This is a genomic window from Cryobacterium sp. PAMC25264 (assembly GCF_019443325.1).
Lineage (GTDB): Bacteria > Actinomycetota > Actinomycetes > Actinomycetales > Microbacteriaceae > Cryobacterium.
The window spans coordinates 1,898,108-1,918,909 of the sequence record NZ_CP080383.1; the positions used below are offsets into that span (position 1 = coordinate 1,898,108).

17 protein-coding genes and 2 pseudogenes are annotated in these 20,802 nt (G+C 69.7%); 5 read left to right on the forward strand and 14 right to left on the reverse strand.

The window, feature by feature from the left end:
• Window positions 1-13: 13 nt before the first annotated feature.
• A pseudogene (gene ffh / locus KY500_RS08745) lies at window positions 14-1,583 on the reverse strand (signal recognition particle protein).
• 100 nt (window positions 1,584-1,683) lie between these two features.
• Here ffh and KY500_RS08750 point away from each other — a divergent pair.
• Window positions 1,684-1,995, forward strand: a complete 312-nt coding sequence (locus tag KY500_RS08750; protein ID WP_219903116.1) for a putative quinol monooxygenase — start codon at window positions 1,684-1,686, stop codon at window positions 1,993-1,995.
• On the opposite strand, the gene KY500_RS08755 is transcribed toward KY500_RS08750, so the two are convergent.
• Window positions 1,989-2,606: a TetR/AcrR family transcriptional regulator gene (locus KY500_RS08755; RefSeq protein WP_219903117.1), complete on the reverse strand. Its 618-nt coding sequence runs from the start codon at window positions 2,604-2,606 to the stop codon at window positions 1,989-1,991. The genes KY500_RS08750 and KY500_RS08755 overlap by 7 nt on opposite strands.
• Window positions 2,607-2,654: 48 nt before the next feature.
• On the opposite strand from KY500_RS08755, the gene KY500_RS19240 reads away from it, so the two are divergent.
• Complete coding sequence (locus tag KY500_RS19240) at window positions 2,655-3,545, forward strand: MFS transporter (protein ID WP_255579886.1); 891 nt, start codon at window positions 2,655-2,657, stop codon at window positions 3,543-3,545.
• Window positions 3,482-4,168, forward strand: coding sequence for an MFS transporter (locus tag KY500_RS19245; protein WP_255579928.1), 687 nt, complete (start codon window positions 3,482-3,484; stop codon window positions 4,166-4,168). The genes KY500_RS19240 and KY500_RS19245 overlap by 64 nt, the downstream gene beginning before the upstream one ends.
• A gap of 77 nt (window positions 4,169-4,245) precedes the next feature.
• Here the strand turns inward: KY500_RS19245 and KY500_RS08765 are convergent, their stop codons facing one another.
• Together KY500_RS08765 and ftsY are read right to left on the reverse strand one after the other, a co-directional pair.
• The gene (locus KY500_RS08765) at window positions 4,246-4,752 is read right to left on the reverse strand and encodes a DUF2004 domain-containing protein (RefSeq protein ID WP_219903118.1); all 507 of its coding nucleotides are present in this window, start codon (window positions 4,750-4,752) and stop codon (window positions 4,246-4,248) included.
• 9 nt (window positions 4,753-4,761) lie between these two features.
• Window positions 4,762-5,636 (reverse strand): annotated as a pseudogene (gene ftsY / locus KY500_RS08770) (signal recognition particle-docking protein FtsY).
• A gap of 172 nt (window positions 5,637-5,808) precedes the next feature.
• Here ftsY and KY500_RS08775 point away from each other — a divergent pair.
• Window positions 5,809-7,266 (forward strand): FAD-binding oxidoreductase, encoded by a 1,458-nt coding sequence (locus KY500_RS08775; RefSeq protein ID WP_219903119.1) that lies wholly within the window; start codon window positions 5,809-5,811, stop codon window positions 7,264-7,266.
• A gap of 31 nt (window positions 7,267-7,297) precedes the next feature.
• On the opposite strand, the gene smc is transcribed toward KY500_RS08775, so the two are convergent.
• A complete protein-coding gene (gene smc, locus KY500_RS08780) occupies window positions 7,298-10,879 on the reverse strand; it encodes a chromosome segregation protein SMC (RefSeq protein ID WP_219903120.1) in 3,582 nt (1,193 codons plus the stop codon).
• 119 nt (window positions 10,880-10,998) lie between these two features.
• The gene (locus KY500_RS08785; RefSeq protein WP_219903121.1) at window positions 10,999-11,484 is read right to left on the reverse strand and encodes an HTH domain-containing protein; all 486 of its coding nucleotides are present in this window, start codon (window positions 11,482-11,484) and stop codon (window positions 10,999-11,001) included.
• A gap of 154 nt (window positions 11,485-11,638) precedes the next feature.
• On the opposite strand from KY500_RS08785, the gene KY500_RS08790 reads away from it, so the two are divergent.
• On the forward strand, window positions 11,639-12,724 hold the full coding sequence (locus KY500_RS08790) for a GNAT family N-acetyltransferase (RefSeq protein WP_219903122.1): 1,086 nt from the start codon (window positions 11,639-11,641) through the stop codon (window positions 12,722-12,724).
• 1 nt (window position 12,725) lies between these two features.
• On the opposite strand, the gene mutM is transcribed toward KY500_RS08790, so the two are convergent.
• The 8 genes from mutM to coaD all read right to left on the reverse strand — a co-directional run bounded on the left by mutM (window position 12,726) and on the right by coaD (window position 20,771).
• A complete protein-coding gene (gene mutM, locus KY500_RS08795) occupies window positions 12,726-13,682 on the reverse strand; it encodes a bifunctional DNA-formamidopyrimidine glycosylase/DNA-(apurinic or apyrimidinic site) lyase (protein ID WP_219903123.1) in 957 nt (318 codons plus the stop codon).
• Window positions 13,683-13,728: 46 nt separating this feature from the next.
• Window positions 13,729-14,403, reverse strand: a complete 675-nt coding sequence (rnc, locus tag KY500_RS08800; protein ID WP_219903368.1) for a ribonuclease III — start codon at window positions 14,401-14,403, stop codon at window positions 13,729-13,731.
• Between the two features lie 143 nt (window positions 14,404-14,546).
• On the reverse strand, window positions 14,547-14,750 hold the full coding sequence (gene rpmF, locus KY500_RS08805) for a 50S ribosomal protein L32 (protein WP_066596228.1): 204 nt from the start codon (window positions 14,748-14,750) through the stop codon (window positions 14,547-14,549).
• 2 nt (window positions 14,751-14,752) lie between these two features.
• Window positions 14,753-15,325 carry a DUF177 domain-containing protein gene (locus KY500_RS08810; protein WP_066596230.1) on the reverse strand — a complete coding sequence of 191 codons (573 nt, stop codon included), beginning with the start codon at window positions 15,323-15,325 and terminating at the stop codon, window positions 14,753-14,755.
• A gap of 11 nt (window positions 15,326-15,336) precedes the next feature.
• Window positions 15,337-17,652 carry a DUF3488 and transglutaminase-like domain-containing protein gene (locus KY500_RS08815; RefSeq protein ID WP_219903124.1) on the reverse strand — a complete coding sequence of 772 codons (2,316 nt, stop codon included), beginning with the start codon at window positions 17,650-17,652 and terminating at the stop codon, window positions 15,337-15,339.
• Between the two features lie 107 nt (window positions 17,653-17,759).
• A complete protein-coding gene (locus tag KY500_RS08820) occupies window positions 17,760-19,139 on the reverse strand; it encodes a DUF58 domain-containing protein (protein WP_219903125.1) in 1,380 nt (459 codons plus the stop codon).
• A gap of 52 nt (window positions 19,140-19,191) precedes the next feature.
• A complete protein-coding gene (locus KY500_RS08825) occupies window positions 19,192-20,286 on the reverse strand; it encodes a MoxR family ATPase (RefSeq protein ID WP_219903126.1) in 1,095 nt (364 codons plus the stop codon).
• On the reverse strand, window positions 20,283-20,771 hold the full coding sequence (coaD, locus tag KY500_RS08830) for a pantetheine-phosphate adenylyltransferase (RefSeq protein WP_066596241.1): 489 nt from the start codon (window positions 20,769-20,771) through the stop codon (window positions 20,283-20,285). Before coaD ends, KY500_RS08825 begins: the two co-directional genes overlap by 4 nt.
• Between the last annotated feature and the right edge of the window lie 31 nt (window positions 20,772-20,802).

The window sequence follows — 20,802 nt, forward strand, 5'->3', positions numbered from 1 at the left end:
CGTGCGCGAAACGCTACCGGCCGAGCATCTTCTGCAAAGCCGCCATTTCCTCGGCCGACGGTCCACCGGCGGGAGCCTTCGCACCATTGCCGAGACCGAAGCCGGAACCGCCGCCCGCCGGGGTGCCGCCGAGCTTCTCTCCGGAGGCCAGAGCGGCGTTCTCGGCCGCGCGCTTGGCCGGGTTGCCCGACTTGGAGCCCTTCTTCTTCTGCTGCACCTGCGGGCGCTTGCCGCCCATACCGCCGGGCACAGGACCCATGCCGGGGATGTTGGGCATACCGCCCTTGGCAACCGTCTTCATCATCTTGGCGGCCTGTTCGAACCGCTGCACGAGCTGGTTGACCTCGGTGACGCTGGAGCCGGAACCGCGCGCGATGCGCAGGCGACGCGACCCGTTGAGCAGCTTCGGCGTGACGCGCTCCGCCGTGGTCATCGACTGGATGATCGCTTCGGTGCGCACGATCTCGCGCTCATCGAAGTTGTCCAGCTGCGCCTTCATGGCACCGGCGCCGGGCAGCATGCCCATCATCTTCTTGATCGAGCCCATGTTGCGCAGCTGTTGCATCTGGCCGAGGAAGTCGTCCAGGGTGAAGGTGTCGGTGGAGAACTTCTCCGCGATCTTGCGGGCTTCCTCCTCGTCGAATGCGCCCTGTGCCTGCTCGATGAGGGTGAGGATGTCACCCAGGTCGAGGATGCGGCTGGCCATTCGGTCGGGGTGGAACGGTTCGAAGTCGTCCAGGCTTTCGCCCGTGGACGCGAACATGATCGGGCGGCCGGTGATGGACGCCACCGAGAGGGCCGCGCCGCCCCGGGCGTCGCCGTCGAGCTTGGAGAGCACGACGCCGGTGAAGTCGACGCCGTCCTGGAAGGCGCGGGCCGTGGCCACGGCGTCCTGCCCGATCATGGCGTCGATGACGAAGAGCACCTCGTCGGGGTCGATGGCCTTGCGGATGTCCGCGGCCTGTTTCATCATCTCGGCGTCGACGCCGAGACGGCCGGCGGTGTCGACGATGACGACGTCGTGCAGCTTCTGCTGGGCGTACTTGACGCCGTCCTTGGCGACCTTGACCGGATTACCGACGCCGTTGCCGGGTTCCGGCGCGAACACGGCAACGCCGGCCTGCGCGGCGACGACCTCGAGTTGGGTGACGGCGTTGGGGCGCTGGAGGTCGGCCGCCACCAGGATCGGCGTGTGGCCGTCCTTGGCCAGCCACTTGGCGAGCTTGCCCGCCAAAGTGGTCTTACCGGCACCCTGGAGGCCCGCGAGCATGATGATGGTCGGCGGCTTCTTCGCGAACTCGAGACGGCGTTGCTGGCCGCCGAGGATCTCGATGAGTTCCTCGTTGACGATCTGCACGACCTGCTGGCCGGGTTCAGGGCCTTGCTGACCTCGTCGCCGAGGGCGCGCTCGCGCACCTTCCCGGTGAAGTCCTTGACCACCTCGAGCGCCACGTCGGCATCGAGGAGGGCGCGACGGATCTCGCGGACGGTGCCGTCGACATCCGCAGCGCTGAGCTTGCCCTTGGTGCGGAGATTTTAAACGTCTCGGCGAGGCGATCTGAGAGGTTTCCGAAAGTAGCCATTGTGGTCTTAGTTTAACCGGCTCCGGGGGCGTCCGCTCTCACTGGCGGGAATCCGTGCCGCCTCGCGTACGGTGGAAGCTCACCAGAACAGGGAGCAGCCATGCCAGTAGTCGTCGTCGCCGTGATCACTCCGCTCGACGGGCATCGTCAGAATGTGGTGGATGCGTTCGCCATCGTCTCCCCCCGAGTGCACGACGAGGCCGGCTGCGAGCTGTACGCGCTGCACCACGACGCCGAGACCGTGGTCATGATCGAGCGCTGGACGAGCGCGGACGACCTCGCCGCGCACGCCGCCGGCGCACCGATCGGCCAGCTCAACGCGCTCCTGGCCGACCATGTCACCGGCCCCAGCGTGGTGAGCGTGCTCGAGAACGTTCCGCTGGGCGACCCGGTCAAGGGCACTGTTCAGTAGCCACCGGGGATCATCAGACGCTCCACGGCGCGCACGACAGTGGCTCGCCGGGCCGCGATGGTGCCGGCATCCACGACGGGCGGCGTGGCCAAGGCCTCGGCCGGCTCGTGGTTCCAGCACGTCACGATCCCGAAGATCAGTGCAGACACGTGCTCCGGGTCCCACGAGGAGTCCACGGCGCCGGCGCGCTGCAGGGACATGATCCCGCGGAGCTGCTCGGCGTGGAAACTGTCCATGAGGGCCCAGGAGGGATCCACGACGTCCTGACGTTCGAGCCGCGCCCAGTCGATCATCCGAAGGTGCTCCGGATGCGCGACGGAATGGTCGTATAGCGCCCCAGCAAACTCGGGAAGGGTTCCCCCGGCCCCCGCCATCGCCTCGGCGAACTCGCCCAGGTTGAGCTCGAGGACCGCGCTGAACAACTCCGCTTTGTGGCGGTAGTAGGCGTACAACCGCTCCTTGCTCGCCGAGGCGTTACGCGCGATGCGGTCGATCCGGGCTCCGGCCAGCCCGTGGGCGGCAAATTCGGTCCTGGCGGCTTCGAGGATGCGCCGACGGGTGGGCTCGGGCTCCTTCGTCGACGAAGCAGCAGGTGAATGTTCGGGTTTCATGCCTCGATCGTACCAAAACGAACTAGTTCGTTTGGTAGAGTTCTCGGCATGTCAGAATCGAGCGCGACCGGCGTCTCTCCGGTTTCCACCCCCTCCCCGTCCCCTCAGAACCCCGCCGACACGATCGGACACAACCCACGCCGGTGGTGGCTCCTGGCCATCGTCGCCCTCGCCCAGCTCACCGTCGTGCTCGACGGAACAATCGTGAACATCGCGCTCCCGCACGCCCAGAGCGACCTGGGCATGAGCGATGGCGACCGCACCTGGGTCGTCACCCTCTACGCACTGGTCTTCGGCGCCCTGCTGCTTCTCGGCGGCCGTATCGCGGACTACTGGGGTCGGAAGCGCTCCTTCATCGTGGGCATGGCCGGTTTCGCCGTCGCCTCCACCCTCGGCGGCATGGCCCAGAGCACCTGGGAGCTCCTTGCCGCCCGCGGCCTGCAGGGCCTGTTCGCCGCCCTCCTCGCGCCCGCCTCCCTGGCGCTGCTCACCGTGAACTTTCCCGGCGGCAAGGACCGCATCAAGGCCTTCTCGGTCTACGGTGCGATCGCCGGCGGCGGCGCGGCGGTGGGCCTCGTGCTCGGCGGCGTGCTCACCGAGTACGCCAGCTGGCGCTGGTGCCTGCTCGTCAACGTGCCGATCGCCATCGTGGCGATCGTCGCCGCGATCCCGATCATCCGTGAGAGCAAGGCGCACGGCAACACCCGGTACGACATTCCGGGCGCCGTCCTGGTCGCCCTCGGGCTGGGTTCGCTGGTCTTCGGTTTCGCCCAGGCCGAGAACGGCTGGTCGTCCTGGCAGGTGCTGGTCTTCATCCCGCTGGGCGTGATCCTGCTGGCCCTTTTCGTCCTCGTCGAGAGCCGCTCCAACCACCCCTGCTCCCCCTGCGGATCCTCGCCGACAAGGTGCGTGGTGGCGCCTTCATCACCGGCACCCTGACCGGCGCCGCCCTGCTCGGTGGGCTGCTCTTCCTCACCTTCCACCTGCAGATCGTGCTCGGCTTCTCACCGCTGCAGTCGGGCCTTGCCTCACTCCCGATGACGGGAATGATCATCGTGGGTGCCGCCGTGCTGTCGAAGTTCCTCCCCCAGGTCGGCGTGCGCATCCCGATGACCGTGGGTCCTCTCGTGGTCGCCGCGGGTCTGCTCTACCTGTCGCGCATCACCGTCGACGGCAGCTACGCCGTCGAGGTGCTGCCGGGCCTGCTCCTGATGGGCGCCGGCCTGGCCATGATCTTCGTTCCCCTCCAGAACGTGGCCCTGGCCGGAATCGACGCACACGACGCCGGGGCCGCCAGCGCCGCCGTGACCGCCGTTCAGCAGATCGGCGGATCCATCGGCTCTGCGGTGTTCACCGTGCTCTACACCTCAGCCGTCGCGGCGTCCCTGGCCGGCGGTGACGGCACCCCCGTCGCCCAGCTGCAGGCATTCGTCGACGGCTACCAGGCGGCGTTCTTCTGGGCCGCCGTGGGGGTTTTCCTCGCCGCACCGGTCGCCTTCTTCATGGTGCGACCGCGCCCGCAGGACCTTCTAGGTTCCGAGCCGGCCATGCACCTGGGCTAGGCTCCCCGGCTCACGGGCCGCACGAACAGCGAAGGCCCCCGGATCACTCCGGGGGCCTTCGCTCGTTCCGCGACAGGTCAGCTGTCGGCGGCGATGCCGATGGTGTCCCCGTGCACGTCCAGGGTCACGACGAGCAGGGCATCCGTCTCGTGCGGGCTGATCGAGTAGTCGAGCACGGCGAAGTGCTGGTCGGCGCCGATGTGGTGCGGGTGGAACCCGATGCGCTGCAGCTGGATGGAGCGCAGGAAGTCGATCTGCTTGTCACCGGAATCCCAGATCAGGGCATCCTCGAGCACCTCGTCGTCGAGCTCGTCGAACTGGGTCGTGATGAACTGGCTCGTCACGGAGACCTCGGCGCTCAGGTCCGCCACGAGGGATTCCCTGGCCTGCGAGTCGAGTTCCTCGAGCGCATTGATCATGGCCGCGACGATGTCGAGGGCCTCGGACGACACCGACTCCTCGTCGGGAGAGCTCACGTCGACGTCGACGTTCTGGTCGCCCAGCTCGGCCGTGTCCGACCAATACAGTTCACCGCTCTCGTCGTCGCTGCCGAGTACTCCGAAGAAGTCGTGTTCGATGGTCATGGGGGCGTCCTATCCGACGAGTTTTTGCGCGAAGACGTGCGGGTGAAACCAGTGAGGTCGTTGATGCCCTCACCCTGCCCGACGAGTTTGATGGGGATTCCGGTCTTCTCCTGCACGGCGAGGACGAAACCGCCCTTGGCCGAGCCGTCGAGCTTGGTGATCACCAATCCGGTCACGCCGGCGTGCTCGATGAACGCCTCGGCCTGAGCCAGCCCGTTCTGGCCGGTGGTGGCGTCGAGCACCAGCAACACCTCGGAGATCGGGGTCTGCTTCTCGATCACCCGGCGGATCTTGGTGAGCTCGTCCATGAGCCCGCCCTTGGTCTGCAGCCGGCCGGCCGTGTCGATGATGACGATCTCGGTGCCGGTGTTGATGGCCCGCTCCACGGTCTGGAAGGCCACCGAGGCCGGGTCCTGACCCTGCGCCTGCGGGCGCACGATGTCGGCACCGGCGCGTTCCGCCCAGGTGGCGAGCTGCTCAACGGCCGCGGCCCGGAAGGTGTCGGCGGCGCCGATGAGCACACTGCGGTCGTAGACGCGCAGGAACTTGGCGAACTTGCCGATGGTGGTGGTCTTGCCCACGCCGTTCACGCCGACGACCAGAACCACGGCGGGCCGGGCGCTGAGGTTGAGGGTGGAGTCCAGTTTGGAGAGCCGTTCCTCGATGCCTTCCCGCAGCATCCGGTGCAGGTCCTTGGGGTCGGTGGTGTTGTACCGCGACACCTTCGCCCGCAGCTCGGCGACGATGCCGTCGGTGATATCGGGCCCGAAGTCGGCCGTGATCAACGAGTCCTCGAGGTCATCCCAGGTATCGGCGTCGATCGTCTTCTTCGCGAACACTCCGCGCAATGCGCCGGAGAGGGACCACGGGGTGCGTTCTGCCATGGTCCAAGGCTAGTCGGCGCTGACCCACCGCGCGCACCGACCGCTCACGCGAACCGCCGCACCGCCGCCGGGGGTGGCGGGATCGGCAGAGTGCTGGGTATCTTCGCCGTAGCAGCAGAGCGGCCCCACCGTAAGCGGTAGCACCAGAGACGGCTCGTCGAAAGGATGCCCGATGTCTCCCACTCCCGACGCCCGGCCGACCGGCCCGGCAGCGTTCGATCTGTCCGGCACCGCTCTGGGCAGAGCGGATGGCCGGAATGCGCTGGCGGCCCTGTCCGGCCGGCTCGACGGCGATATCCTGCTGCCGGGCGACGCCGGCTGGGACGATGCCCGTGCCGCCTGGAATCTCGCCGTTGACCAGCATCCGGCGGCCGTCGTCCTGCCTCGCTCGGTGCGCGATCTGCGACGGGTGATCGTCGCTGCCCGAGAAGACGGGTTGGGAGTGACCGTGCAGCCGCGCGGGCACGGCGCCTCCGACAGCCTGTCCGGGCGGATACTGGTGCGCACCACGGCGTTCGACGAGATCACGGTGAACGTGGTGGGCCGCTACGCCCGCGTCGGCGCCGGAGTGCCCTGGGGAACCCTGCTCAACCGGCTCGACGGCAGCGGGCTGGTGGCCCTGGCCGGCTCGAACCCCGACGTGAGCGTGGCCGGATATCTGCTCTCCGGCGGCCACTCCTGGTTCAGCCGGTGGAAGGGCCTGGCCTCGCACTCCATCCGGGCCGTCGAACTCCTCGATGCGACCGGTGTACTGCGGCGGGTCAGCCGGGACACCGACCCCGAGTTGCTCTGGGCGCTCCGCGGGGCCGCAGGGCTGTTCGGCGTGGTCACTGCACTGGAGATCGACCTGTTCAGCGCCCCCGACCTCTTCGGCGGCAAGCTTCTCTTCCCCGCGGAGTCGGCCGAGGTCGTGTTCGGTACAGCAAGCGACATCCTGCTGGATGCGCCGCCCGAGTTGAGCCTGATGCTCGGGCTGATCAACATGCCCGACATCGAGCAGGTTCCCGAACTGCTGCGCGGCCGCAGCTTCGCCCAGGTCGACGCCGTCTTCGTCGGATCGGCCGAGGCCGGCGAGGCCCTGCTCGCTCCCCTGCACACCATCGCCCCGGTGATCGCCGACCTCACCCGGCCGTTCCCGATCGGTCAGCTCGGCGAGGTCTCCGGCGAGCCGCAGGAGCCGTCCGCGACGCTGGACTGGTCCAGGAGTGTGACCGACCTGGACCCGGCCACGATGGCGGGCCTGGTCGCCGCGTTCCGCACCGCCAGCTACGCGGGTCTGACCCTGCTGCAGTTGCGCCCGCTCGGCGGCCTCATCGGCGATCCCACCGTGGGGCAAGACGGGGTGGCCGGGCATCTGGACACCACGTACCTGCTCTTCGCGGCGGCCATCCTGCCTCCAGGCGCCCCGATCCCGGCGCCCGCAGACCGGCACCTCATCTTCCAGCCGCTGGAAGACACCCTTCAGGGTGTGGGGGTGCCGCGCACGGTGCCGAGTTTTCTGGCCGCCGGCCAGGACCTCTCGTTCGCATTCGCGCCCGACGTACTGAAGCGGCTGGCCGCCCTCAAACGCACCGTTGACCCCGAGAACCTGTTCCGCAGCAATCACCCGCTCCCGGAGGAGGACGGCTGATCACGGCACCCTGCTCTCAGGAGGCCTGCTCTCAGGAGGCCTGCTCGACGTCGTCGCGCACCATCCGCTGTCCCACCACGGCCGAGACGCCGTCCTGCCGCATGGACACGCCGTACAGGGCGTCGGCGATCTCCATGGTGCGTTTCTGGTGGGTGATCACGATGAGCTGGCTGGTGCGCCGGAGGTCTTCGAAGATGGTCAGCAGGCGGCCCAGGTTGGCGTCGTCGAGCGCCGCCTCGACCTCGTCCATGATGTAGAACGGGCTCGGCCGCGCCTTGAAGATGGCGATCAGGAGCGCTACGGCCGCTAGAGACCGCTCCCCGCCGGAGAGCAGAGAGAGGCGCTCGATCTTCTTCCCGGCCGGTTTCACCGACACCTCGATACCCGTCGTGAGCATGTCGGACGGGTCGGTGAGCTGGATGCTGCCGCTGCCACCGGGGAACAGCACCGGGAACACCTCGGCGAACGCGGCCTGCGTGTCGTCGAACGCGCTGGAGAAGATGGTGCCCATCTTGTCGTCGATGTCGTCGATGATCGTGAGCAGATCGGTCCGGGTCCTGGTGAGGTCGGTGAGCTGTTCGGTCAGGAAGAGGTGCCTCTGTTCGAGGGCGGCGAATTCCTCGAGGGCGAGCGGGTTGATCCGGCCCAGCCGGGCGTACTTGCGTTCGGCCGCGGCGAGTCGTGACTGTTGTTCGTCGCGGTCGTACGGCGTACCCGGATCCGTCTCGGCGGCGCCCGGGGGCGCGTCGGCCCGGTCGGCCGCCGCGCCCGGCACCGGCTGGTCTGGACCGTACTCGGCAACCAGGACGTCTTCCACCAGGCCCAGCTCGTGTGCGGCCCGTTCGAGCAGGGCTGACAGTTGCAGCTTCTTCTCGTAGATCTGCAATTCGAGACCGTGGACGTTCTCGGTGATGGCCTGCAGGCGGGAGCGTAAGGAACTTTCGTCCCGGCGCAACGCGCCGAGTTCCTCGTTCTGGCTGGCGCGTTCGGCCTCAGCCGTACTGAGCAGCGTCCGGGCCTCGGCGACGGACGCGTCTATGGACCCCAGGGCCCGGGGCAGCGCGTCGGCCACGGCCGAAGCCGCATCCACTTGCCGGCGCCGGAGAACCGCCCGCCGCGCGGCCGCGTCGGCCTCGGCCCGGTCGGTCTCGAGCTGGCGGGTGAGGGCGGCCACCCGGCCCTGGGCGCTCCGCACCCGTTCCCTGGCGGTGTCCACCTGCAGACGCGCCTCGATCTCACGTTCTTTGGCGGCATCCAGTTCGGCCGCGAGCGAATCCCGCGCGCTGACATCCAGGATGGGGCGGGGCTGGGAGCGCCGGGTCTCCAGCGCGGCCGCGCTGGTCGCCGCCGCGCTCTCCGCCTCGACCACGCCGGCCGCGGCCAGCTCCGCGGCGGCCGACAGCCGGTCGAGGTCGGCGGAGGCGGCATCCACCTGCACGGTCAGCCGGACGCGTTGCGCGGCCGTGGCACTCTCGCGGGCATCCCGGTCGCGCACGAGGGCGGCCGCCGCCGTGGCTTGCGCCTGCGCGGCGGCGTGCAGTGCGCGCTGGTCGCCGAGGTCGCCGGAGACGATGGTGATCTCGCTGGTCACCTCGGCCAGGCGGCTCTGGGCGGTGTCGCGTTCGGTGACGAGCTCAAGCGTGCTCGGTGCCGCGCCGGTGCCGGCTCGCAGGGAGTGCGCGGTGAGCACGTCGCCGGCGCGGGTGATCAGCGTGACGGGTTCGTCGGCCAGGGCGTCCGCCGCGGCGACGGCGGCGTCCAGGTCGTCGACGATGAGGGTGCGGCCGAGCAGTCCGAGCACCCCGGGCGGCGCCTCGACCACGCTCGCGGCGGGCACCGTGCCCGGCAGACCCGGCAGGGCAGCCGGTGCGGCCGGACCTGCTCCGGTCAGCACGAACTCGACCCGGCCGAGGTGGTGGCGGTCGGAGTGTTCGACGGCCTGGATGGCCGCGGTGCGGTTCTCGGCGGCCACGGCGTCGGCGAGGGAGCCGAGAGCGGCGGCGATGGCACGTTCGAAGCCCGGCTGCACACTCATCCGTTCGGCGACGAGGCCGCCGATGCCGGCGAGATCCGCCTCGAGGAGCGCGGAGGAGCCGTCCTTCTGGCCGAGGGCCAACGTGAGGGCGCCCCGGCGGGCTTCGAGGGCGTCTCGTTCCCGTTCGTGGCCGTGCAGTATGTCGCGAAGACGCTCGATCTCTGTTCCGGACTCGAGCATTTGGGCCTGGGCGCGTTCCACGATCTCATCGAGGTCTGCCGGGTCGATGCCGGCGGGCATTCCTTCGGGGACGTCGCCGGGGGCCTCGTGCAGCTCGGTCTCCTCCAGCTCGGCCAGCTGGGCTCGGGCGGCCGCAAGGCGCTCGCGCGCGGCCGTCAGGGCTCCCTGCCGGCGCAGCACTTCGCCGCGCACGGCGGCGACGCGCGACGCGGCCGTGTCGGCCTGTCCGGCCAGGTGAGAGACCTCTAGGTCGTGACGGGAGACGAGGGCCGCCTGCGCCGAGATCTCGTCATCGAGCGCGTCGAGGTCGCGTCGGAGGGCGGCCGTGACGGCCCGGGTCCTGGTCCAGGTGTCCTCGGCGACGATGATGCCGCGTTCGAGCCGCTCCACCTCGGCGGCGGCCTCGGCGACACGCTGCGGGGTGACGCTCGAGGCCCGATCGGCCGGTTCGGCCTGGCTGCCGAGCAGGGCCAGGCGCTGGTTGGCCAGGGTGTAGAGGCCGCGCAGGCGCTCCTGGGCGGATTCGAGCGCGAACGCCGTGCGCCTTGCCACGTCGACGGCGTCACCCACCTGGGCCTCTTCCAGCCGGCGGATACGGGCCTGATTGTGGTCGAGCTGGTCCTGGATGACGATGCGCTCGGAGTGCCGCTCGCTCTCGGTGCGTCCGTGCGCGTCCAACGCCGTGCGCAGGGTGACCACGTCGTCGGCGAGCAGCCGCGCACGCGCATCACGCACAGTAGCGGCGATCTGCTGGGCTTCCCTGGCCACCTGGGCCTGCTGGCCGAGCGGCTTGAGTTGGCGCCGGATCTCCCCGGCGAGGTCGCTGAGCCTGGTGAGGTTGGTCTGCATGGCCTCGAGCTTGCGCACGGTCTTTTCCTTGCGGCGACGGTGCTTGAGGATTCCGGCGGCCTCCTCGATGAACCCGCGGCGCTCCTCGGGGCTCGCGCGCAGCACGGCATCCAACTGGCCCTGACCGACGATGACGTGCATCTCCCGGCCGAGGCCTGAGTCGCTGAGCAGCTCCTGCACGTCGAGGAGGCGGCAGGTGCGGCCGTTGATGGCGTACTCGCTGCCGCCGTTGCGGAAGAGGGTGCGCGAAATGGTCACCTCGGCGTATTCGATGGGCAGGGCGCCGTCGCTGTTGTCGATCGAGAGGGTGACTTCTGCGCGCCCGAGTGGCCCGCGGGTGGAGGTTCCGGCGAAGATGACGTCTTCCATCTTGCCGCCGCGGAGGGTCTTCACGCCTTGTTCGCCCATGACCCAGGCCAGGGCGTCGACCACATTGGACTTGCCTGAGCCGTTCGGGCCCACCACACAGGTGACGCCAGGTTCGAAGGCGAAGGTGGTGGGTTGAGCGAACGACTTGAAGCCCTTGAGGGTGAGACTCTTCAGGTACAACGCGCCCGTCCCTTCTCTCCTCGACCGACTGGCGGCCGTCACGGCCGGCCCTGACGGCATCGGTCAGTCCACGGTACCGGATTGCCGGTCGTTTACTGGGAACGGCCCGCTCGGCGGCTCTACTTCGGCTGCTCTGTTCGGGTCGGCGGCCGGTGCTCCGGATCGCGTGCCCGGTTGACCGCGTTGATGAGGTAGGAACACCTGCCCGCGAGCCGGAACTTCGTGTCCAGCGAAACCGTCCGCGGGTCACGCAGGGCGCTCGCCAGATCATCGATGGCGAGTCCGGTCAGCCGGGCAATGTTCGCGAGGGTGAGCCGGCACTCCACCGTGAGCGATTCGATAGTCGCCCGGAGCCGCTCGTCATCGCCGATCGGCAACCCGACCGTGAGCTGCGCCGCGAGAACAGACAGTCTGGTGCTCTCGTCGGTCGAGAGCACCAGCCGTTCGCTCGTGAGCCCGAGGACCCGCGGCCGTGCGTCGTCGAGGAACGACCGCAGCTTCTCCGCCGAGATACCCGTGATGGCCTCCAGCGCGTCTTCGGAGACCTGGCCGGCGGCGATGATCCGTCTGAGCTCGGCGCCAGTGTCGTAAATCTCCGGATTCATGGCTGGCCTTCCTTGTCACACCGTAGTTTCATCGCACCGTGGCGACGACCACAGGCTAGCTCCCAGGTCACCCCGCGCGCGTTCGGTGGCAGGGCGGAAGAAGGATCGCCCGGGCCCCTGTCGCCCGGGCCGGCCACCGCCTCGGCTCGGCCAAATGGGGACCACGGCATTCACCATCGACGAACTGACGATTCCATCGGAGAACTCCGGGCCGGGCTGGGATGATTTCGCCGCAGCCATCGAGGTGCGCAACAGGGTCGAGGCCCACGCGTACGGAACGGTCGTGTTGAACCAGACGGCCGAGGAGCTCTGGCCAGCCTGGCTCACGCCAGAGCACTCCCCCAGGCGGCTCTTCGTCGCCCGGGCCGGCGGCCAGATCGTGGGCCGGGGCGTGTACGAGACTCTCGCCGATGCGGAGTCGGAATTCGCGTGGTTGACGGTGGGGGTGCTGCCGGAGCACCGCACCCACGGCATCGGGACTGCCCTGACCGCACGACTCGACGCCCTGGCGGACGCCGCCGGACGCAGCATCCGTATCGTCTACGCCATGTCACCGGAGGGTCCTGGGCCCCGGCTGGCATCCCCGACAGGGTTCGGCTCGGTGCCGACCGGCAACGCCGAGGTGCGTTTCCTACTCCGGCACGGGTACACCCTCGAGCAGGTCGAGCGCGGCAGCGCGCTGGCGCTTCCGGTGGACCCGCGCCTGCTGGACCGGCACCTCAACGAGGCCAAGGCCCGCGCCGGCGGTGACTACGTGGTGCTGACCTGGACCGGCCGTACGCCCGAGCGCTGGCTCGACGACCTGGCCCGGCTGTACACGCGGATGTCGACGGATGCGCCCAGCGCCGGCCTGGAGGAGCCCGAGGACGTCTGGACCGTCGAGCGACTCCGGAGCGAGCAGGATGCCGCGGCCGGAGGACCGCGCGCCACACTCGTGGCCGCTGCCCTGCACCGCCCCAGCGGCCGGCTGGCCGGATTCACCGAGTTGTCCGTTCCCGGCCACCCGCGCCGGGCCGTCGAGCAGGAGGACACCCTCGTGCTCAGCGAACATCGGGGGCACCGGCTGGGGATGCTGCTCAAGGCGGCCAATCTGAGGCAGCTGGTGCTGACGCATCCTGAGCAGACGATGGTGACCACATTCAACGCCGAGGAGAACCGGTACATGCTGAACGTGAACGAGGCGCTTGGCTTCGTGCCGCTGGGGTACGAGGGCGCCTGGCGCCGGGTCAGCGCAGCCTGAGTCAGCGCAGCCGCTGGCAGCGCGGACAGTAGTGCGACGACCGGTTCATGAACCGTGCGCGCACAAGTTCGGTTCCGCAGCGCGGGCACGGCCGACCGTGCTGTCCGTAAGCGTTGAGGCTGTGTGAGAAATAGCCGGACTGCCCGTTGACGTTCACGTACTGGGCGTCGAAACTCGTGCCGCCTTCGGCCAGGGCGCGCAGCAGGATGGCGCGCACCGCCGCGAGCAGCCGTCGGGCCGTGGCCGTGGACAACGATGAGGCCGGCTGGTCGAAGTGAACCCGGGCCTCGTACAGGGCCTCGTCGGCGTAGATGTTACCGATGCCGCTGGCCACCTGCTGGTCGAGCAGCACCCTCTTGATGCCCGAGCGGGTGCGTGCAAGCGAGCGGTAGAACTCCGGCGCCGAGAAGGCAGGATCGAGGGGATCGCGGCCGATGTGTGCCACCTGGCTCGGGATCTGGGCTTCCCAGGCGGCGGGAACCCGTTCGCCGTCCAGGGGCCGTCCAGGGGCCAGCCCGGGTCCGGAGTAGCCGGCCGGCCGCCGGTCATCGGTGGGTAGGACGGTGTCCACGGCCATGCTGCCGAAGATGCGCTGATCCACGAAGTGCAGCGCCAGTTCGCCGTGCACCGGGTGCTCGAGGGCCAGACGGATGCGCAGCAGCTTCTCCGGGGTTTCGCCCGGGGTGCGCAGCAACACCTGTCCGCTCATGCCGAGGTGCGCCACGAGGGCACGGTCGGATCCGCCGGCGCGCTCGGCGAGCGGGAACCAGAGGAACTTTCCCCGGCGCACCGCGGCGAGGAGCCTGGACCCGGTCAGCAGCGCCTCGAACTCGCCCAGTGAGCGGTCGTGCCGGCGCAGGGAGCGGTCGTCGAAGACCTCGACGCCCGTCACGGTGGCGCCGGAGACGGCCGGCTCGAGTCCGGCGCGGACGACCTCGACCTCGGGCAGTTCAGGCATGGGTCACCGGTCGCCGTTCAGCGCCATCCAGAAGCATCCGGCTGGCTCAGCCTCGGGCGCGCAGCTGAGTCCAGGCCTCGAGGGCCGCGGCCATCTCGGCGTGCTTCTTGCTGGTCCCGGTTCCGGTGGCGCTCACCCTGGTGCCGACGGACACCGTGGCCACGAAGACCTTGGAGTGGTCGGGCCCGCTCTCGGCGACGGCGTAGACCGGCACGCCGGCGTTCAGCCGGGCGGCGGCTTCCTGCAGGCTGGTCTTCGGGTCCATCGACACGCCGAAGTGTCCCGGGTCGGCGAGCAGCGGCTGCACGAGCCGTAGGACGAACTCGGTCGCGCGGTCCCCGCCCGAGTCGAGGTAGACCGCCCCGATGAGGGCCTCGACGGTGTCAGCCAGGATGGACGATTTCTCGCGTCCTCCGGTGAGGGTCTCCCCACGCCCCAGGCGCACAAAAGCGCCGAGGCCGAGGCCTCGGGCAATCCCCGCGAGAGCGGCGCTGGACACCAGGCTGGCCCGGCGCTTGGCGAGGTCGCCCTCGCTGAGCTCGGGGTAGCTGCGGTACAACATCACCGTCACGGCCTGGCCCAAAATCGAATCGCCCAGGAACTCCAGGCGCTCATTGGTGGGCAGCCCACCGTTCTCGTACGCGTACGAACGGTGCGTCAGGGCGAGCTCGAGTAGGCCGGGATCGATCTGCAGGCCGAGGATCTCCTGCAGAGCCGACATAGACACGGCGTCGGTCGACCCCGCCGTTCCCGCGGTCACCGCTTCGGCCCGCACAGCAGAAACTCCCGCAGCGCGGGCTGCGGGAGATTCGGCGTGACGGGAACCGGCGTCAGACTTCGACACGGCAGTGCACCATCCTCTGACTAAACGTCAGCGACCTTGCGGCCCTTGTATTCCATGAACAGTGCGGTGCCGGCGGCATCCGTGACGACCTTCGCGCGGTGCGGGAGGCTGTAGACGACCTTGCCGTTCTCCATGGTCTTCACCAGGGTGGGGGCTTCGGCCTTCCAGCAGGAACGGCGTGAGCGGGTGTTGGAGCGTGATTGCTTGCGCTTCGGGACTGCCATGACTACTTCTCTTCTCTATCCGGTACAGCACGGATGTCTTCATCCGTGCTGATGCTTTCGGAAGCTTGGAATTCCAATAGTGCGGACCAGCGGGGATCCTGCACGTCACTCGGTTCAAGTTCAGGGGAAGTGGCACGCCGTTCCCCGGTCTCTGGGTCGAGACCTGGGCAATCCCGCCGGCAAACCGGCTGGAACGGCAGTGACAACACCACTGCATCCCTGATTAGTGGTTCAAGATCCACGTGGTCATCTTGAACCGCACACTCATAAGCTTCGTCTAGATCGTACGCGAAAAGCTCGACAAAATGAACTCGGACAGGCAATTCGATGTCAATCAGGCATCTTCCGCACTCTCCGGCGGCTTTTCCGGTCACATCGGCGGTCACCAGGATGCCTTCGTGGATGCATTCGAGGCGCAGCTCGGCGTGCAGGGTGGAGCCGGCCTTGACGGCCACTAGCGCTTCGCCGAGGTCGTTGGGCACAAGGATGTCGATGTCGCGCTCGTAGAGCGTTCCCGGGCGGTTGATGATGTCACGTACGTCAACCTTGTACGGGGTCTTCTTGAACTTGTTCACAAGGGAAAATTCTACGCGCCCGTCGGGGTGCGCTGGTTCGCCCCCTCGTCGGGGCCGGCCGCGGAGCCCCGAGCAAGTCCCATCCGGCGGAGGGCGGTGGAGCCGAGCGATGCCGGCGCCACGGTGGCCCGCACCCGCTCGGCAGCACTGCCGCCCTGCTGCACCGCGCGCACGACGGCATCCAGGTCGCGCAGGAGGTCGGCGCCACCGGCTGTTCCCGCCGACGTGCGGGCGTAGTGGGCCCGTTCGATGGCGACGAGCATCCGTTCGAGCGCGTCGCTCACCTCCGGCGTGTCACCGACTCCAGGACGGGCGCGGATGGCTCCAGCCAGCTCGCGCGCGGTGAGGGTCTCGTACACGGTGACCCCGTGGTCAAGAGCGGTGTCGGTGAGCTCCCGCCAGGCCAGCACTGCGCCGGCCCGATCGGCGGCGAGCATCCTCCGCCGGCGCCTGCGTCGCAGGACGCGCACCACCCCGGGCACGGCCAGCAGAACCAGGGCCGCAGCCACGAGCAGCCCCACCCGGGCCAGGATGCCGGGCAGGTCGTCTTCCGCCGCGGTGACGGTGCCGCTGGGGCCGCCCGTGAGACCGGGGTTGTCATTGGGGCGGGGGGCGACGGGCGCGGCACCGGCGCTCTCCGGCGCGCCGGCCACCGCGGAGCTCTCCGGCAACGCGTAGTCGGGAACGCTCCCCCGGCCCGGCGTCGGCTCGAAGGGCACCCAGCCGACCCCGGTGAAGTACAGCTCGGGCCACGCGTGCAGATCGTCTGAGTCGACGTTGTAGCGGTTGAGCCCACCCACCACCGTGGTGGTGCGGGTGCCAGGCAGGTAGCCCAGCGAGATCCGGGCGGGAATGCCGAGGCTGCGGGCCATCAGGGCCATGGCCGAGGAGAAGTGCACGCAGTAGCCCCGCTTCACCTCAAGGAAGGTGGCGATGACCTCCGCACCCCCGCCGTCGTAACCGTCTTCGACGGGAGCCTCGGCGTCGTAACTGAAGTCGTTGCCGCGCAGGTAATCCTGCAGGGCCACCGCGGCGTCGTAGTTCGATTCGGCGCCCGCCGTGACAGCGCCCGCGGTCTCCGCGATGATTCCCGGCGTGTCCTCCGGCAGAGACAGGCTCGACTCGATGCCCACCGGATACCGTCCGCCGGCCTGGCGCAGCTGCTCCCGGGTGGGTTGCACCTCCAAGGAGGTCACCGTGTAGCGCTGACCGCTCGTGGTGTTGTCCGGGCTGGTGATGGCCCGGGTGCCGTTGTTCCAGAACCACTCCCCGGTGAGCCCGTCGACCGAGGTGGCGGGCACCGGCACGGGCAACAGGTCGGTCCTCACACCGTCGACAGCGATGATCGTGGTGGCGGAGGTGCGTGTGACGGCCTCGGACAGTCCAGGCGGATCGTCGATCGACTCCACGGTCTTCTCGGGGTCGATCTCCACGGGCCGGGGCAGCCAGGTGGTGCCCTTGATGTCGTCGAGGGTGAGCAGCGCCAGGTACGGCTGTTCGCTGGCCGTTGTGCGGTAGTGCAGGGCGGGCGTCGGCGCGGGCCGGCGTAGGTCCTGACCCAGATTGATCATCGGGCTCACTCCCCCGCCGAAGAGGGCGCTGTTCGGCCGGGAGCCGCCGGTGACGCCGGAGACGATCGGGGCGGTAAGTCCGATGACGAGAGCCCCGGCTATACCGATCGCGCCGATGGCGAGGGCGCCGCGGACCGCGCCCGGGGGTGACGTCGCACTCCAGCCGAGCGACCCGCCCTGCCGGATCGCCTCCATGCCGCGCAGCCTGGCGTCCACGCGCAGCACCAGCAGGTAGGCCACGGCGGTGGCGACGAGGCTGCCCCACTCGGCGCCGGTGTCGATCACGAAGCCGGGCACGGCCAGGGGAACGAGCGGGGGGATGCCGGCCAGTGCGGGCCAGCGCAGCCCGATCGCCAGCACATCCATCAGGATCGCCAGCAGGCCGACCCCGCAGGCCAGGAGGAACAGGATGCCGTCCAGCACCTGCGCCGGTGTGCCCTGTGTCTGGATCGACCGCACGCCGGACGTGGCCAGGTCGGTGAATCGTGCGAATGTGTCGCCGGTGGGAATCAGCCACAGCACACCGGTTCCCCCGCCGAAAACCAGGGTGAGCAGGACGACAAGGGCCCCCGCCGACAGCACCGGCACGAGCGCGGCCGGCAGCCGGGCGCGCCGGAACCCGGCGGCGGCGGACAGGACCGCCGCTGCGATGACCAGGAGCACCCACCACCAGCCGGAGCCGGCCAGGACCGTGCCCAGCGCGGTGCACCCGGCGAGGAGCAGCACGATCAGTGCCGCGGAGAGCGGCCACCGCAATGGCGGGACCCGTCGGCGGGCCGGCCGTCGCGCGCCCGCTGACGGCGCAGACCCGGGCGGGCCGCCCGGGCGGATGCCCGGGGGTGGCAGAGTGCGACCCGGCGCGGTCATCGGGCCTCCGCCCGGTCCTGGCCGACCCGCGCCCAGGCCGCGTCGACGGGCGTGGCGGCCGTCACGGGCACGCACTGCCAGCCGGCCTCGGCCAACCGCTCGAGGACGGTGCCGCGCAGGGTGTCGAAGACGAAGGCGACGGCAGGCTGGCAGAGGCCCCGCAGTGCGGCCAGGGCCGCCGCATCCGCGTCGTCGAGGTCGATGAGCACGGCGAAGGTCGGAATCTGCCGCCCGAACGCCGCAGCGTTCCGGCGGGCATCGCCCGCCCCGTTCTCGCCGTCGGGGTGCGCGACGTGGTCCTGCGGGGTGATCTGGGCCAGCGCGTCGACCAGGGCCAGGGCTCCCTCCGGGCCGGTGAACGAAACCGGGTCGTCGCCGTGCAGGCCGCCGCGCCGCCCGACGTCCGGGTCCCGAGGCACCAGGGTGCTTGCCGCCCGTGACCGGCCGGGGGCGAGCTGGCTCGGGCCGAGCTCCACCACATCCAATCGGAATCCGGCGTCGATGAGGTGCACCGCGATCGACGCCGTCAACTCGACGGCACGCTCGAACTCGGCGTCATGTTCTCGGCCCTCGGCCCGGCCGCCGCGGCCGGTGTCCAGTACCATCCGGGCCTCCGGGTGGCTGCGCTGCTCTTCCTGCCGGATCATGATCTCGCCGTGCCGCGCGGTGGCGGGCCAGTTGACCCGGCGCATCGGGTCGCCCGGCCGGTATTCCCTGGCGATGAGTTCGTCGGAGTCGTTGTTGAGGTGCCGGAGGCGTTCGTGACGGGAGCCCTCGCCCCGGGTGATGGATACGCCGCTGCCGGGTAACGGACAGACTGTGGGCGTGACCGTGAGGTCGTGCGGCGCTCCGGCCGGCCATTCGCTGTAGGCCAGGCCGAAGGGGTCGGCGCGACCGAGCATGAGTGGGCCCACCGCGTAGACGCCGCGACGGAGCGGACGCACCTGGTAGCTCACGCTCGCGGTGTCGCTACCGGGTCCGCGGCCCCGCCTGGCCGGGCCGAGCACGGGCAGCGGTTGCACGGCGGGAACGGTGATGCCGCCCGCCGCCAGGTCCCGCCAGCGGAGGCCCGGCAACGACACCGACGCCAGGTTGCGCACCTGAACGGCCACGGTCACCGGCAGCCCGGCCGAGACCGTGCCCGGCCGGAAGGTACGGGCCACGGCCACCCGCAGCGGGTGCACGAGGACGTACCCCAGCGAGAGGAGCGGCATGAGGAGCAGCACCGAGCCCAGGAACAGGAGGTCCCGGATGTCGTAGGCCCAGGCGGTGATGAAGACAGCAAGCCCGACGCCCAGGAACAGGGCCCCGCGCAGGGTCGGGCGTACCTGCCGGCGGATGGCCCGGCGTGTGGCCGGAACCCGCCCGGGGCGCATCCTGACTGTCTGCGATCCGCTCATGACGCTTGTTCCCGTCGCCCGGCCGCCGCTAGGGCCGGCCCGAGGACCCGGTCGGCACCGGGGTGGCCGCCAGGATCCGCCTGACCGTCTCTTCGATGAGGAGGGCACTGTCCTGTGACCGATGCCCCAGCGCCCGTGATGTGGGCACCAGCCGGTGCCCGAGAACGGCCACGGCCAGCGAGTCGATGTCGTCCGGCAGCACATATTCCCTGCCGTGCAGCGCGGCCTGGGCCTTGGCCGCCCGGATCAGTTGCAGGGTGGCCCGGGGACTCGCGCCCAGACGAAGGTCGCGGTCGTCCCGGGTGGCCCTCACCACGGCCACCGCATATTCCTTCACGGCGGCGGAGGCGAACACGCCGCGGGCCGCGGTCATCATGCCGCGCAACTGCGCTTCGGTGACCACCGCGGAGATCCGGGAGAGCGGGCTGCTTGTGTCGCGGGAATCGAGCATGGCCAGCTCGGACGCCGGGTCGGGGTATCCCATCGAGATGCGCGCCATGAAGCGGTCGCGCTGCGCTTCGGGCAGCGCGTAGGTGCCCTCCATCTCGATCGGGTTCTGCGTGGCGACGACGGTGAACGGGCGGGCCAGCCGATAGCTGTGCCCGTCCACGGTCACCTGCCGCTCCTCCATGCATTCGAGCAGGGCCGACTGGGTCTTGGGGCTGGCGCGGTTGATCTCGTCGCCGATCACCAGGTTCGCGAAGATGGCGCCGGGCTTGAACTCGAATCGGCGCTCGGCCTGGTTGTAGACGGAGACACCCGTGACATCGGAGGGCAGCAGGTCGGGGGTGAACTGGATGCGGCTGACCGTGCAGTCCACCGACGTGGCGAGGGCCTTGGCCAGCATGGTCTTGCCCACGCCGGGCACGTCCTCGATGAGCAGGTGGCCCTCGGCCAGGAGCACCGTCAGGGCGATCTGCACGGCCGAGTGCTTGCCGTCGATGACCGATTCGACGTTGCGCATGATGGCCACGGCGGCGTGCTGCACGTCGGCGAGCTCAACCACGGTCTCGGCCTCAACCGCCCGGCCGAGCGGACCGGCCCGGTCGCGCCCGGCCACGTCGACGGCCGCGTGCGCCGCCGGGGGCGCATCGGAAGCCAGGCGACCGGGCAGAGCGCTCATGCCAGAGGCCGGTTCAGGAAGGCGGCCACGGCGGGCGGCACGTACGGGGCGATGTCGCCGCCGAGAGCAGCGACTTGGCGCACGAGGGAGCTGGACACGTGCGCGTGCGCGGGGTCGGGCAGCATGAAGATGGTCTCGACGCCGGCGAGGTTGCGGTTCACGATCGCCATCGGTGTCTCGTACGCCACGTCGATCTGCGAGCGGATGCCCTTGACGAGCACGCTGGCGCCCACATCGACGCAGTAGTCCACGAGCAACCCCATGCTCCAGGAACTGACGATGACGTTGCCGGGCACCCCCGCCTCGGCGATGGCCCGTTCGATGAGCGAGACCCGCTGGGTGATGGGCAGCAGCGCGGACTTCCCCGGGTTGTGCACCACGAGCACGTGCAGCTCGTCGAACAGCCCAGCCGCCCGTTGGATCACGTCGAGATGCCCCAGTGTGACGGGGTCGAACGAACCAGGTACGACGGCGATCCTGCGCATACGGTTCACCCTAGCGCCAGCACGTAACGGG

What these genes read in the sequence shown, in the direction of transcription:
- mutM (WP_219903123.1), bottom strand. Translation starts at nt 13,682, where the DNA reads ATGCCTGAACTGCCCGAGGTCGAGGTCGTCCGCGCCGGACTCGAGCCG.
- KY500_RS08790 (WP_219903122.1), top strand. Translation starts at nt 11,639, where the DNA reads ATGGGGACCACGGCATTCACCATCGACGAACTGACGATTCCATCGGAG.
- KY500_RS08765 (WP_219903118.1), bottom strand. Translation starts at nt 4,752, where the DNA reads ATGACCATCGAACACGACTTCTTCGGAGTACTCGGCAGCGACGACGAG.
- KY500_RS08755 (WP_219903117.1), bottom strand. Translation starts at nt 2,606, where the DNA reads ATGAAACCCGAACATTCACCTGCTGCTTCGTCGACGAAGGAGCCCGAG.
- KY500_RS19240 (WP_255579886.1), top strand. Translation starts at nt 2,655, where the DNA reads ATGTCAGAATCGAGCGCGACCGGCGTCTCTCCGGTTTCCACCCCCTCC.
- KY500_RS08820 (WP_219903125.1), bottom strand. Translation starts at nt 19,139, where the DNA reads ATGCGCCCCGGGCGGGTTCCGGCCACACGCCGGGCCATCCGCCGGCAG.
- rpmF (WP_066596228.1), bottom strand. Translation starts at nt 14,750, where the DNA reads ATGGCAGTCCCGAAGCGCAAGCAATCACGCTCCAACACCCGCTCACGC.
- KY500_RS08750 (WP_219903116.1), top strand. Translation starts at nt 1,684, where the DNA reads ATGCCAGTAGTCGTCGTCGCCGTGATCACTCCGCTCGACGGGCATCGT.
- coaD (WP_066596241.1), bottom strand. Translation starts at nt 20,771, where the DNA reads ATGCGCAGGATCGCCGTCGTACCTGGTTCGTTCGACCCCGTCACACTG.
- rnc (WP_219903368.1), bottom strand. Translation starts at nt 14,403, where the DNA reads ATGTCGGCTCTGCAGGAGATCCTCGGCCTGCAGATCGATCCCGGCCTA.
- KY500_RS08775 (WP_219903119.1), top strand. Translation starts at nt 5,809, where the DNA reads ATGTCTCCCACTCCCGACGCCCGGCCGACCGGCCCGGCAGCGTTCGAT.
- KY500_RS08785 (WP_219903121.1), bottom strand. Translation starts at nt 11,484, where the DNA reads ATGAATCCGGAGATTTACGACACTGGCGCCGAGCTCAGACGGATCATC.
- KY500_RS08825 (WP_219903126.1), bottom strand. Translation starts at nt 20,286, where the DNA reads ATGAGCGCTCTGCCCGGTCGCCTGGCTTCCGATGCGCCCCCGGCGGCG.